Consider the following 12,409-nt stretch of genomic DNA (forward strand, 5'->3'; position numbering starts at 1 on the left):
ACGACGAAGCCCCGGCCGCTGGGGCCGGGGCTTCGTGTTCGAGGCGGAGGCGGAGGGATTTGAACCCTCGATGGGCTTTAAGGCCCAAACCGCATTAGCAGTGCGGCGCCATAGACCGGACTAGGCGACGCCTCCATGCACAACCTGCTGCGCGCGGGCGCGAGTGGGTGGTGCGTGCCGATGATGACACAACCGTGTGGCGTGTCACCAATCGGTCCCCACGGTACTAGGCGGGGAGCCCGCAGGGCAAAGCCCGGACGACCGGCACGCCGTCGTGGCGCAACGTCCCGCCTTCCGGCGCGTTGGTCACGGCATGACTGCCCTGTGCTCCTCCCTCTCCTCCCTGCCCGGGCGACGCGGCCTCGTCGCGCTCGTCGCCGTCCTCGCCTCGCTCGCCGCGTCGCCCTCCCCGGCCCGGGCCGGGGAACCGGCGCCGGAGGGCGACCGGCTCACCGTCACCGTGAGGGACGCGGGCGGCGGGGCGGACGGGACGTACGAGGTGCGGTGCCGGCCGAGCGGCGGGACGCACCCCGATCCGGACGGCGCCTGCGCGGCCGTCGAGCGGCGGACGCGGTGGGGGCAGGACGCCTTCGCGCCGGCGCCGCGGGACGCCGTGTGCACCATGCAGTACGGCGGCCCCGCCACCGCCCGCATCACCGGCACCTGGGCGGGCCGCCGCGTCGACGCGGCGTACGACCGGGCCAACGGGTGCGCGATCGAGCGGTGGGACCGGCTGGTGCCGCTGCTGCCCGAGGTGGGCCGGGCCCCGGGTGCACCCGGGGCGTAAAAGTCCCGCGAAGGTTCGTGGTGCGTCGGCCCAGGCAGGCGCGGTTCCGGACGTACCGGGCGTCACATCACCGTCACCTCGGGGTGCGATGTGCGTCCCATCCGGCGTCCCCGGCGCACCCCCAGCCCTTAGACTCCCTCCCGTGACACGTTGCGGGCCCGTTGGCAAGATGGCCCGATCGGTCGGCACGTCGCGGTAACAGGGAGGAAGCGTCTCGTGAGCAGCAGGCCATCCCGAGGCGCTGCTCGCCTCGCAGCCATACTGGACGCGCTTCCCGACGCCCTGGTGCTGGTCAACGCCAACGGGACGGTCGTCAACGCCAACACCATCGCGCTCGAGGCGTTCGAGGCGCCGGGCACCGCCCTGGTGGGGCGCGGGCTGCTGGACCTGCTGCCGGAGTTCGACAGCAAGCTCATCCCCGGTTCCATGCGGCGACCCGACCACATCGACCCCCGCGGACGCACCAAGCCGACCCGGATGACCGCCCGGCGGACCGACGGCACCGAGTTCCCCGTCGAGGTCACCAGCGCCAGCCTCGAGAACACGCAGCACACCTACGACAGTTACGGCTACACCGGCGACGAGCTGCTGATGCTCGTCGTCCGGGACCTCTCCGGCACCGTCGACACCGAGGCCGAGCTCGCCCGTTCGCAGCGGCAGACGGAGATGATCCTGCGGGCCGCCTCCGAGGGCGTCGTCGGCACCGACACCGACGGACGGATCGTCCTGGTCAACCCGGCCGCCGCCCAGATCCTCGGCTACCGGGCCGGTGAACTCGGCGGCCGCGAGCTGCACACCCTGGTGCTGCACTCACGCGCCGACGGCTCCCCCTTCCCGTACTCCGAGTCCCCGCTCGCCGACACCCTGCGCTCCGGCCGCAAGCACCGCGTGCGCGGCCAGGTCCTCTACGCCAAGAACGGCGACAAGCTGCCGGTCGACCTCACCACCGCCCCGGTGCGCGACGGCGACCAGCTCGTCGGCGCCGTGATGACGTTCCTCGACCGCCGCCCCTACGACGCCCTCCTGAAGGAGAAGGAGGACGCCGAGCGGGAGCACGCCGAGGAGCTGGAGCGGCTCGCCGAGGAGCACGGCTCCGAGCTGACCGCCCTGCGCCAGAGCCATGTCACCGAGGTGGAGGAGCTCCGCGAGAAGCACGCGGAGGAACTCGCCGCGCACGAGGAGCGGTACGCGGCCCTCGGCGAGCGCGAGAAGGACCGCTACGAGGCCCTCGCCGCTCGCCACGAGCAGCTGCTCACCCTCCTCGGCCGCTCCCTGCGCGGCCCGCTCGACGAACTGCGCCGTGAACTGGCCGCGCTGGCCGCGGACGACGCGGGCCAGCTGTGGCCCGAGGCCAACCAGGTGCTCCACCACCTGTCGGCCGGCTACTCCCGCATCACCACCCTCATCGACAACGTCCTCGGCTACCAGCGGCTCGACGCCGGCACCGAGGAGATCGCCCGTACGAAGGTGATGCTCGACGCGGTCGTCGCGGCCGGCGTCGACGGCGCCGTGGAGCTGATCGGCCCCGGCCGGGTGCAGTTCGCGGTGCACGCGCCGCCCATCGAGGCCGAGGTGGACCCGCGTCTGCTCGCGACCGCCCTCGCCCATCTCGTCGCGGACGTCGCGGGCGTCGACGCGACCGGCAACACGCCCCTGTCGGCAGGCGGTTACCTGGACAACACGGTCGTCGTCGCGGCGGCCCAGCGCGGCGAGGTCGTCCGCATCGAGGTACGCGGCCCGTACGGCGGCGGCGACCCGGTGCACGAGCCGGTCGTGCGCGGGATCGTCCGGGCGCACGGCGGGGTGCTCCAGACGCACGAGGTGCCGGGGATGAGCGGCAGCGCGTTCGTCCTCGAGGTGCCGATCGGCGGCGGGGCGGGATCCGTACCGCAGGCGGCGGCTCCGCAGGCCGAGGAGGCCTCCGCTCCCGTCGAGCCCGCGACGGGCGGAGGCCGGCGACGGGCGCGGCGCGCTTCCGTCGACGCGTTCCTGGAGAGCGACGCGTCCGGCGGTGACGGCGAGGCCCCGGCTGCTCCGGCCGCGGAGGCGCCCCAGCCCACCGGGCGGCGCAGGCGGCGGGCGGCTCCGGCCGAGCCCGCGCAGGCGCCGCAGGCACAGCTTCCGGCGCAGGCGTCCGGTGAGGGCGCGGCCGCGTCCGGCGGGACCGGGCGGCGACGTGGCCGTCCCGCCGAGGGCGCGGCCCCCGCGGCGGGCGCCGAGGTCGAACTCGCCGGTGCGGCGGCAGGGGCGGGGGTGTCCGAGGGCGCCGTCGTCACCGCGGCCGAGCACGCGGCGGGCGCCGCGGCCTCCAACACCGCGCTGGGCGGCACCGTACCGCCGCAGGGTGTGCCCGCGCCGTCCGGACGCCGGGCCCGGCGCGCGGCCGGTGAGCAGCAGGCGCTCGCGCCGGCGCTGCCCGCGGGGGGCGAGGCGAACGGCGCGCCCGGCGCGGTCGCCGTGCACGTGCCCGCCCAGGGCGCGGGACCGGACCAGCAGCCGCAGCCGACCGGACGGCGCCGGCGTGCGCTGGCCGCCGCGAACGAGCGGGCGGCGGCGCAGGAGGCCGCGCCGCGCACGGTGTTCGCGCTGCCGCCGGCGGCTCCGGCCGGGGCGGACCAGGACGAACAGGCGGGGCAGACCGCCGGGCAGCCCGCGCAGGCCGAGGTCTCGGGGCAGGCACCTGTGGCGCCGGGTCAGGTGCCGGCCGGTCAGGAGCCTCCGGGTGCCCAGGGGGGCGCGCCGGTGGCTCCGGGTCAGGTGCCGGGGGCCCAGGAGCTTCCGGGTGCCCAGGGGGGCGTTCCGGTGGCTCCGGGTGCCGCGCCGAACGGCGTGGCTGCCGGTCCGGCTCCGCATCCTGTGGCTCCCGTCGCGGGTCAGGCCGTACCTCCGCACCAGCAGGCCGCCGGGCCTAACGCCCCGGCTGCGGGCGCGCCTCAGCCGGCCGGGCCCGACGGGCAGCCGGTGCCGCCGAACCGGCATGCACCGCAGCCGGCCGCGCCCCAGCCCGCCGGTTGGAACCTCCAGCCCGCCGCGCCCGACGGGCGGCAGCCCGTGCTGCCCAACCAGCAGACCGCGCCTCAGCCCGACGCGCAGCCCGTGCCGCAGAACGCACCCGCCGCCGGGCCCGCGCCTCAGCCCGCAGCGCCGGGCCTCCAGCCCGTGGGCCCGAATCCGCAGGCTCCGCAGCCCGTACCGCCGAACCAGCAGGCCGCGCCCCAGGCAGCCGGGCCGAACCTCCAGCCCGTCGGCCCCAACGCGCAGCCGGTCCCGCCGAACCCGCAGGCACCGCAGCCGGCCGCGCACCAGCCGGCCGGACCGGGACTTCAGCCCGTCGGTCCTCATGCCCAGCCCGCACCCCAGCCCGCCGCGCCCGGTCCCCAGCCGGCCGCCGCCGCGCAGGCTCCGCCGGTCGTACCGCCTGACCCGAACCCGAACCCGCCGGCCCCGCAGCCCGCCGACGCCACCGCACAGCCGCAGCAGCCTGGTGCAGCCGCGCCGCAGGCGAGTGCGCACCCCGCACCCGCTCCCGCGCCGCAGGCGGCCGCGCACCCCGCCCCCGCTCCCGCGCCGCAGGGCGGACCCGCCGCCGATGCCGGGCAGCACGACGCCGTGCCGGTGGACCAGTCCGAGGACCACACCCCGCCGCAGCCGCACCCCACCAGCGCGCCCACCGGACGCCGTCGGCGTGCGGTCGCCCCGCCGGCCGATGCCGCGCAGGCGCCGGGTGCTCCCGAACAGTGGGGGGCGCCGCCCCCGCAAGGCACCGCGGCCCCGCTCCCTCCGGCCCAGCCGCTGCCCGCCGAGGCCCCGACCGCCCAGGGCACGGCGCAGCCCGCCCAGCCCTCGCCGGGCGCTGCCGCCCCGCCCGCCGGGACGCCGGCCCCGCAGCAGTGGCCCGCCGCAGGTGACACCTCCGGCGCCGGTGCGGCGCCCGTACCGAACGCGCCGCAGCCCACGCCGTCCGGCGGCACCCCGCTGCCGCCCGAGGGCGCGCCCGCGTCGGCCAGGCCCGCCGCCCAGCCGCTGCCCGCCGAGGCCGCCGCGCCGGTGGACCCGAACTCGACGCAGGGCCGTGCGATCAGCGTGCGGACGCTGGGGCAGGGTGTGCCGTTCAACCGGCAGGCCGCCCAGGTCCAGCAGCCGTCGGCGTCGGCCACGCCGCCCCCGCACCAGCCGGGCGGTTCCGGACGCCGTCGCAAGCTCGGCACCCGCAACGACCAGGCCGCGGCGAACGGCCAGACCTCCGGCGGGCAGACTCCCGGCGCCGTCCAGGGGGCCCGCCCGCACCCGCAGCAGGCCGAGCCCGTACCGCCCGCCGGTCAGGCTCCCGCGCCGCAGCAGGACCTCACCCCGGCCGCCGCCCTCGCCCAGCCCGCGGCTCAGCCGACGGCGACGCCGGCCGGGCAGTCCCGGCTCGCGCCGGCCACGGAGGCCGCCGGACGCTCGTACGCGATAGGGGCCCCGGACGCGGACGCCGCCGAGGGTCCCGAGCCGCTGGACGGTCCGGGCGGGGCCGTGGAGGTCGCGGACACGCCGCGTCCGCAGCCGATGGACGACGAACTGCCGCCGGAGCCGCTGGACAACCCGCGCCGGCTGCTGGTGTGGCCCGCGCCGGACGTGTCGACGCAGCAGGCGCTGAGCGACCGCGGCTACCGGCCGGTGATCGTGCACTCCCGTGAGGAGGTCGACGCGCAGATCGCGGCCTTCCCGGCGGCGCTGTTCGTCGACCCGCTGACGGGGCCGATCACCCGTACCGCCCTGCAGTCGCTGCGTCAGGCGGCGGGCGTGGCGGAGGTGCCGGTGATGGTCACGGCCGGACTCGGCCAGGCCTCCCGCGACGCCGCCTACGGCGCCGACCCGGCGGTGTTGCTGAAGGCGCTCGCGCCGCGTGACAGCGAGCAGCACCCGCCGCGCGTCCTGCTGATCGAGGAGCACGCGGAGATCGCGCTGGCCCTGACCGGCACGCTGGAGCGGCGCGGGATGCAGGTCGCACGGGCCGCGAGCGACGCCGACGCGGTGACGCTGGCAGGTCAGTTCCGGCCGAACCTGGTGGTGATGGACCTGATGCAGGTGCACCGCCAGGCCGGACAGGCCGGGATCATCGACTGGCTGCGGGCGAACGGTCAGCTCACCCGCACCCCGCTCGTCGTCTACACGGCCGCCGTCGACGCGGCGGACCTGCCGCGGCTGGCCTCGGGCGAGACGGTGCTGTTCCTCGCGGAGCGGTCCACCAGCGCCGAGGTGCAGGAGCGGATCGTCGACCTGCTCTCGCGGATCGGAACCAACTGACGGTCCGGGTACGGGCCGTGGGCACGGACAGCACGGACAGCACGGACAGCACCGCGCCGGGCGGTGGGCGCGGGTGTCGCGCTCACCGCCCGGCGCGTGTCCGGGACCGGGCGTCGGTCAGAGCTGCGTGACGTCCAGCGCGCCCTCGGCGTACTGGCGGCGCAGCACCTTCTTGTCGAACTTGCCGACGCTGGTCTTGGGCACCGCCTCGATCACCGTCCAGCGCTCCGGCAGCTGCCACTTGGCGATCTTCCGCTCCTCCTGGAGGAAGGCGCGCAGCGTGCCGAAGTCGGCGGCGGCGCCCTCCTTGAGGACGACCGTGGCGAGCGGGCGCTCGCCCCACTTGTCGTCGGGGACGGCGACCACGGCGGCCTCGGCGACGTCCGGGTGCGCCATCAGCGCGTTCTCCAGCTCCACCGAGGAGATCCACTCGCCGCCCGACTTGATGACGTCCTTGGCGCGGTCGGTCAGGGTGAGGAAGCCGTCGGCGCTGATGGTGCCGACGTCGCCGGTCTTGAGCCAGCCGTCCGCGCTGAACTTGTCGGCCGGGCGCAGCGGTTCGGCGTCGGGGCCGTTGTAGTAGGCGCCGGCGATCCAGGGGCCGCGCACCTCCAGCTCGCCCGCGGACTCGCCGTCCCAGGGAAGGCGTTCGCCGCCGGGGCCGGTGAGGCGGGCCTCGACGCCGGCCGGGAAGCGGCCCTGGGTCAGCCGGTAGGCGAACTCCTCGTCGGTGCCGACGGCGTGGGCCGGCGGGCGGGCGATCGTGCCGAGCGGGGAGGTCTCCGTCATGCCCCAGGCGTGACAGACCCGCATGCCCAGCTTGTCGAACGCCTCCATCAGCGAGGGCGGACAGGCGGAGCCGCCGATGGTGACCTGGGTGAGGGAGGAGACGTCCCGTGAACGGGCGGTGAGCTCGGCGAGCAGACCCTGCCAGATGGTGGGGACGGCGGCGGCGTGCGTCGGCTGCACGCCCTCGATCATCTCGGCGAGCGGGGCGGGCTGCAGGAAGCGGTCCGGCATCAGCATGTTGACGCCGGTCATGAACGTGGCGTGCGGCAGGCCCCAGGCGTTGACGTGGAACTGCGGGACGACGACCAGGGAGGTGTCCTGGTCGGTCAGGCCCATCGACTGGGTCATGTTGACCTGCATCGAGTGCAGGTAGATCGAACGGTGGCTGTAGACCACGCCCTTGGGGTCACCCGTGGTGCCGGAGGTGTAGCACATGGCCGCGGCGGCCCGCTCGTCCAGCTCCGGCCAGTCGTAGGCGACGGGCTGTCCGGCGATCAGCTCTTCGTACTCGTGCACCTGGACGTGGGTGTCGGCCAGGGCGGAGCGGTCGCCGGGTCCGGAGACGACGACGTGCTCGACGGTCTTGAGGTGCGGCAGCAGCGGGGCGATCAGCGGGATCAGCGAGCCGTTGACGATGACCACGCGGTCGGCGGCGTGGTTGACGATCCACGCGAGCTGCTCGGCCGGCAGGCGCAGGTTCAGGGTGTGGAGCACGGCGCCCATCGAGGGGATCGCGAAGTAGGCCTCGACGTGCTCGGCGTTGTTCCACATCAGGGTGGCGACCCGCTCGTCGCCGCGGACGCCGAGATCCTCGCGCAGGGCGTGCGCCAGCTGGGCGGCCCGGGAGCCGATCTCCGCGTAGGAGCGGCGCTGCGGGTCCCCCTGGCCGGTCCAGGTGATCACCTGCGAAGTGCCGTGGATCGACGACCCGTGGGTCAGGATCCTCGAGATCAGCAGCGGTACGTCCTGCATGGTGCTCAGCACGGCGTCCTCCTGGGCGACATTGCCTGGCGTCGGTACGGTGTGCGCTGATTCTGCGCACATACCGCGCGGTATGTCACTAGGGGAGCGGATGATCGATCACCCTCCGGCGGACGACATTTTCCGTCAGGACCCGCTCATATCCTCTCAACCACGAACAAGTCCCAGCTCAGCGTCCTCGCGGAGCTTGCCGAGCGCCCGCGACACGGCCGACTTCACCGTCCCGACCGATACACCGAGCACCTCTGCCGTCTGCGCCTCGCTGAGGTCCTCGTAGTACCGCAGCACGACCATCGCCCGCTGACGCGCGGGCAGCCGCATGACCGCTCTCCACATCGCGTCCCGCAGGGCCTGCTGCTCGGCGGGGTCGTCGCCGGCCGGCAGCGGGTCCGGCTCGGGCAGCTCGTCGCAGGCGAACTCGTCGACCTTCCGCTTGCGCCACTGCGAGGTGCGCGTGTTCACCAGCGCCCGGCGGACGTAGCCGTCCAGCGCCCGGTGGTCCTCTATCCGCTCCCAGGCGACGTACGTCTTGGCGAGCGCGGTCTGCAGCAGGTCCTCCGCGTCGCTGGGGTTTCCGGTCAGCGACCGGGCGGTCCGCAGGAGCACCGGCTGGCGGGCCCTCATGTACGACGAGAACGACGCGTACGGGAGGGTCTGCGTCGCCGGGGCGGCGGCGTTCGAAGCGCTGGTGCAGACGGGTGTGGTCATGTCGTCCACGCTAGGAGCGGGGCCCGCCCGGCGGATCGCCCGCAGGTCCCGAAGCCGGGTCCCCCTCAGGTTGTAGGGGTGGGGCCCGCCTCACCTCCCAGAGGTGGACGAGCGGATGAGGGGTCCTGCGGGTCCCCCCTGACGCACGGCGCGCCGTCTTGATGACCGGCCGTCCGGCACGGCGGCGCCGAAGCGCCGCCGCGACCGACGTCCTCCCCCTGTCCGGCATCCCCCTTCCCCCCCCGGATTCCCCCCTGCCTACGCGGTCAGAGCGCCGGCCACCAGAAGGGGGCGAAGCTGACGGCCACGTTGTCCTCGCCCTGGTTGACGGTCGTGAACGCGGAGCCGTTGACCTGGGCGGTGTTGCTCTCGTTCTCGGCGCCGGCCCCTACGGCCTGCTGCTGTGTGGTGGCGGAGTTCCCGAAGTTGTCCCCGCCGACTCCGGTACCGAGGGCGCCGACGCCGTTGTCCGCCGTCGCGACTCCCGCGAAGAGCGCGGCCGCGAGCGGGAGAGCGGCGGCGGCGGCGATGACACGGGCGGTACGGATGGTTGCCATGTTGTGTTCCCTCCAGAACCAAGGACGCACCGGGTCAAGGCCGTCCATGCGTGAACTACGGCTTTCACCAGGGAAGTTGGCCCCCCGCCCTGGCGCTGTGCACGACGTCGCAAGATCAGGATTGCCCACCGGACGCCGCGGAACCACCTCGGAAGCCGTGATTCGCACGCAAGCGTGAGAAGACGCCGATAAACCCCGAGTCGACCCTGATTCGGGGCCTGTTCGCCCCGGGGTGGTGACGATCCCGGCACCCCAAGGGCGGAAGCGTTTCTGCGTCCGCCCGGCCGGACCTCTCACCCCCTGGGTGGCACCTCTCACCCCCTTCCCTTCTTCGAACATACGTACGAACATAGGACCATGGCCACCACCGACCGGCAGGCCACGACGCTGGCCCTCGCACACGCCCTGTCAGCCGCCGAACGCGGGCTGGCCGTCATCCCGCTGTCCCGCACCAAGCTCCCGGCCCTGCGCTCCCCCCACCGCGACGACCCCTCCCACCCGCCCTGCCGCGGCGAGTGCGGCCGCTTCGGCCACGGCGTGTACGACGCCACCACCGACCCGACGCGCATCCGCGCCCTGTTCGCTGCCGCGCCCCGCGCGACCGGTTACGGCATCGCCTGCGGTCTGCCCCCGCACCACCTCGTCGGCGTCGACCTCGACACCAAGAACGGCACCGATCCCGGCGGCGCCCTGCGCGCCCTCGCCTCACGGCACGGCTTCACCGTCCCGCCCACGGTGGTCGTCCTCACCCCGAGCGGCGGCCGCCACCTGTGGCTCGGCGGCCCGCCCGACGTCGTCGTCCCCAACTCCGCCGGCCGCCTCGCCCCCGGCATCGACATCCGCGGCGCGGGCGGGTACCTCGTCGGCCCCGGTTCCCGTACGGAGCACGGCACGTACCGGGCCGCGCCCGGCACCGCCGGCCTGGCCCCCGCGCCCTGCCCTCCCACCCTGCTGCGCCTGCTCCTGCCGCCGCCCCGCGCCCACCACCCGACGCCCCCGTCGGCCGGTGACCACGGCCAGGGCCTGGTCCAGTTCGTCCTCGCGGCGCACGAGGGCCAGCGCAACACCCGCCTGTTCTGGGCGGCCTGCCGTGCCTACGAGAACGGCATCGGCCCCGAACTGGTGGAACCCCTGGTCGACGCGGCCCGCGCCACCGGCCTGTCCGAACGCGAGGCACGCGCGACGATCGCGTCGGCCGCGCGCCTGACCGCCCGCTGAGGCCCGGCCGGCCCTCCCCTTCCTCTCTCCCCGCCCCCCCCCACGCCCTCCCGCGCACGCGCCCGAAAATCGAAAGACCCGCATGCACCAGCGTCTTAAAGTGCCGACCATGGCACTCTCCCGCGTCGTCCTCACCTCGGGCCGCTCCGTCGACCTGACCGGGGTGCACCTGTCGGCGACGTACGCGAACGTGCTCGAGGGATACCCGTGCAAGCCGTTGAACGACCACGCGATCGCCGGGCTGCTCCGGTCCGCCGAACGCTTCCACCCGGGCGCCCCGGTGCATCTGATTCCACCGCCGCGCGAGTACCCCGACCAGTTCGCGGGCGCCTTCGGCCCGGTGGAGGTGCTGCCCGCCGTGACCTGCGTCGGCAGCTTCCGCTCCGAGGCCCTCGACCCGGGACACGACCGTGCCCTGTACCGCTCCCGCCTCACCGTGGTCTGGTTCCAGCCGACGTCGTGCATCCCCGCGGGGTACGACGCGGAGACGGAGCTGCTGGACATGGACTGGGAGCGACTCGCCGCCGACGAGGAACTGTGACCGCGCCCACCCCTTCCGCCGCCGGCCGGGTCGGCCTCCTCCGCCGGCAGTTCGACCTGACCTGGTCCCTGTTCGAGTACCACCTGGAACGCCTGGTGCCGGAGGACTTCCTCTGGGAGCCCGCCCCGCTCTGCTGGACTCTCCGCCGGTCGCCCGAGGGCTCGTGGGTCCCCGACTGGGCGGACACCGAGCCCGACCCCGTACCGGTGCCCACCGTCGCGTGGGTGAGCTGGCACATCGGCTGGTGGTGGAGCGTGACGCTGGACCACGCGCGAGGGGAGCGTCCGCGCGAGCGGACCGAGATCCTGTGGCCCGGCGCGGGCGAACCCACGCTCACCTGGCTCCGCTTCCTGCGCACGGAGTGGCTCGCCCACCTCGACACCCTCACGGACGCCGACCTGGACACTCCGGCGCCCTTCCCCTGGCCCGACGACCCGTCCCACACGAAGGCGCACATGCTGGCCTGGGTGAACGCGGAGCTGATGAAGAACGCGACGGAGATCGGCCAGCTCCGCCTGCTACGGGCGGCGTCATGAACGGTGACGCCGCCGCCACCCGGCCGCCGTGGTCCCTGCTCGCCCTCGACAGGGCGATCCGCGCCTGCTGGGCGGCCGACACCTGCTCGCCCGACGATCTGCCCGACTGGCGCCCGGACAATCCGTCCGTGGGCCACTGCGACATTACGACGCTGGTCGTCAACGACCTTTTCGGCGGCGACCTCCTGGTCGCCGCCGTCCGCCGGGCCGGATCCCCGCACGGCTACCACTGGTGGAACCGCCTCCCCAACGGCGTCGAACTCGACCTGACGCTGGAACAGTTCCGAGCGGGTGAGACCCTCTCCCCACCCCGCACGGTGACACGGCCTCCGGGCCCGCCGCCCCGCCGCCACCCCGAGTACGAACTCCTCCGCGCCCGCCTGACACGGCAGTTGGGTCCGCTGCCGTCGGCGGGCGGCGGCCAGGCTCCGCCGGGGGGCGGAGGGGGTGGCCGTGTACCGGCGCCGGCTGAAGGCAACGGCCGCTTGCCGGAGCACTCAACCGGCCCCCATGGCGGACACCAGCACGGCCCCGACGCCGAGGACGACCAGTTGCACGATGCCGGGGATGCGCCACCCCAGGGCGAGGAGGCCGCCGCCTGTCAGGACTGCGCCGCCGCCCAGAAGCCACATCGCCTGCGCCGCCGTCCGTGACGCACCCGACGCCGCCGAGCCGCCACTTTCGTAGCTGCCGGCCCAGCCCGCTGTTCCGACGCAGTACACCGACCCGGCGACGAGCATGAGGTCGACAAGAAGCAGCGCCGCGCTGACGCCGATCTGCGGGCCGGTGGAGGGCTCATCCGCCGGTGGCGTTTCTCCTGAGCTCATGCGGTCAGTGTGGTGTTGCGGCGGGTGTCGCACATGAGCTCAGGTACTCAGGTGTGCCGTCGCATCGGCGCCGGTGCATGGCAACGGCCCTCGACCTGAGACTCAGGTCAGAAGCCGCTTGACGATGCCGCGGGTCACGAGCGCGTGCTTCTGCCGACCCCGCCTCCGTCATCGCC

8 protein-coding genes, 1 tRNA gene and 1 pseudogene are annotated in these 12,409 nt (G+C 74.8%); 6 read left to right on the forward strand and 4 right to left on the reverse strand.

Features of this window, described 5'->3' with window-relative positions; translation table 11 throughout:
* Window positions 1-44: 44 nt before the first annotated feature.
* Window positions 45-135 (reverse strand) — tRNA-Ser (locus MTR79_RS32870).
* 178 nt (window positions 136-313) lie between these two features.
* Here MTR79_RS32870 and MTR79_RS32875 point away from each other — a divergent pair.
* Together MTR79_RS32875 and MTR79_RS32880 are read left to right on the forward strand one after the other, a co-directional pair.
* On the forward strand, window positions 314-787 hold the full coding sequence (locus MTR79_RS32875) for an SSI family serine proteinase inhibitor (RefSeq protein ID WP_086705128.1): 474 nt from the start codon (window positions 314-316) through the stop codon (window positions 785-787).
* A gap of 216 nt (window positions 788-1,003) precedes the next feature.
* A complete protein-coding gene (locus MTR79_RS32880) occupies window positions 1,004-6,076 on the forward strand; it encodes a PAS domain-containing protein (RefSeq protein ID WP_244792918.1) in 5,073 nt (1,690 codons plus the stop codon).
* Between the two features lie 117 nt (window positions 6,077-6,193).
* Here MTR79_RS32880 and MTR79_RS32885 read toward each other — a convergent pair whose 3' ends face one another.
* From MTR79_RS32885 to MTR79_RS32895, 3 genes are all read right to left on the reverse strand, one after another.
* Window positions 6,194-7,909, reverse strand: a complete 1,716-nt coding sequence (locus tag MTR79_RS32885; RefSeq protein ID WP_244792920.1) for a long-chain fatty acid--CoA ligase — start codon at window positions 7,907-7,909, stop codon at window positions 6,194-6,196.
* 84 nt (window positions 7,910-7,993) lie between these two features.
* Window positions 7,994-8,554: a SigE family RNA polymerase sigma factor gene (locus tag MTR79_RS32890; protein WP_048460222.1), complete on the reverse strand. Its 561-nt coding sequence runs from the start codon at window positions 8,552-8,554 to the stop codon at window positions 7,994-7,996.
* A gap of 266 nt (window positions 8,555-8,820) precedes the next feature.
* Entirely contained in the window at window positions 8,821-9,111 is a 291-nt protein-coding gene (locus tag MTR79_RS32895; protein ID WP_086704652.1) for a hypothetical protein, read from the reverse strand.
* Window positions 9,112-9,468: 357 nt separating this feature from the next.
* Between MTR79_RS32895 and MTR79_RS32900 the strand changes: the two genes are divergently transcribed.
* From MTR79_RS32900 to MTR79_RS32915, 4 genes and pseudogenes are all read left to right on the forward strand, one after another.
* Complete coding sequence (locus tag MTR79_RS32900; RefSeq protein WP_189363710.1) at window positions 9,469-10,329, forward strand: bifunctional DNA primase/polymerase; 861 nt, start codon at window positions 9,469-9,471, stop codon at window positions 10,327-10,329.
* A 109-nt stretch (window positions 10,330-10,438) separates the two neighbouring features.
* Window positions 10,439-10,870 (forward strand): hypothetical protein, encoded by a 432-nt coding sequence (locus tag MTR79_RS32905; RefSeq protein ID WP_244792922.1) that lies wholly within the window; start codon window positions 10,439-10,441, stop codon window positions 10,868-10,870.
* Entirely contained in the window at window positions 10,867-11,406 is a 540-nt protein-coding gene (locus MTR79_RS32910; RefSeq protein ID WP_244792924.1) for a DinB family protein, read from the forward strand. Before MTR79_RS32905 ends, MTR79_RS32910 begins: the two co-directional genes overlap by 4 nt.
* Window positions 11,403-11,813: pseudogene (locus tag MTR79_RS32915) on the forward strand (hypothetical protein); the annotation flags it as partial. The gene MTR79_RS32910 and the pseudogene MTR79_RS32915, both read left to right, overlap by 4 nt.
* Between the last annotated feature and the right edge of the window lie 596 nt (window positions 11,814-12,409).

This window comes from Streptomyces sp. BJ20 (assembly GCF_022869105.1).
GTDB lineage: Bacteria > Actinomycetota > Actinomycetes > Streptomycetales > Streptomycetaceae > Streptomyces > Streptomyces griseoincarnatus.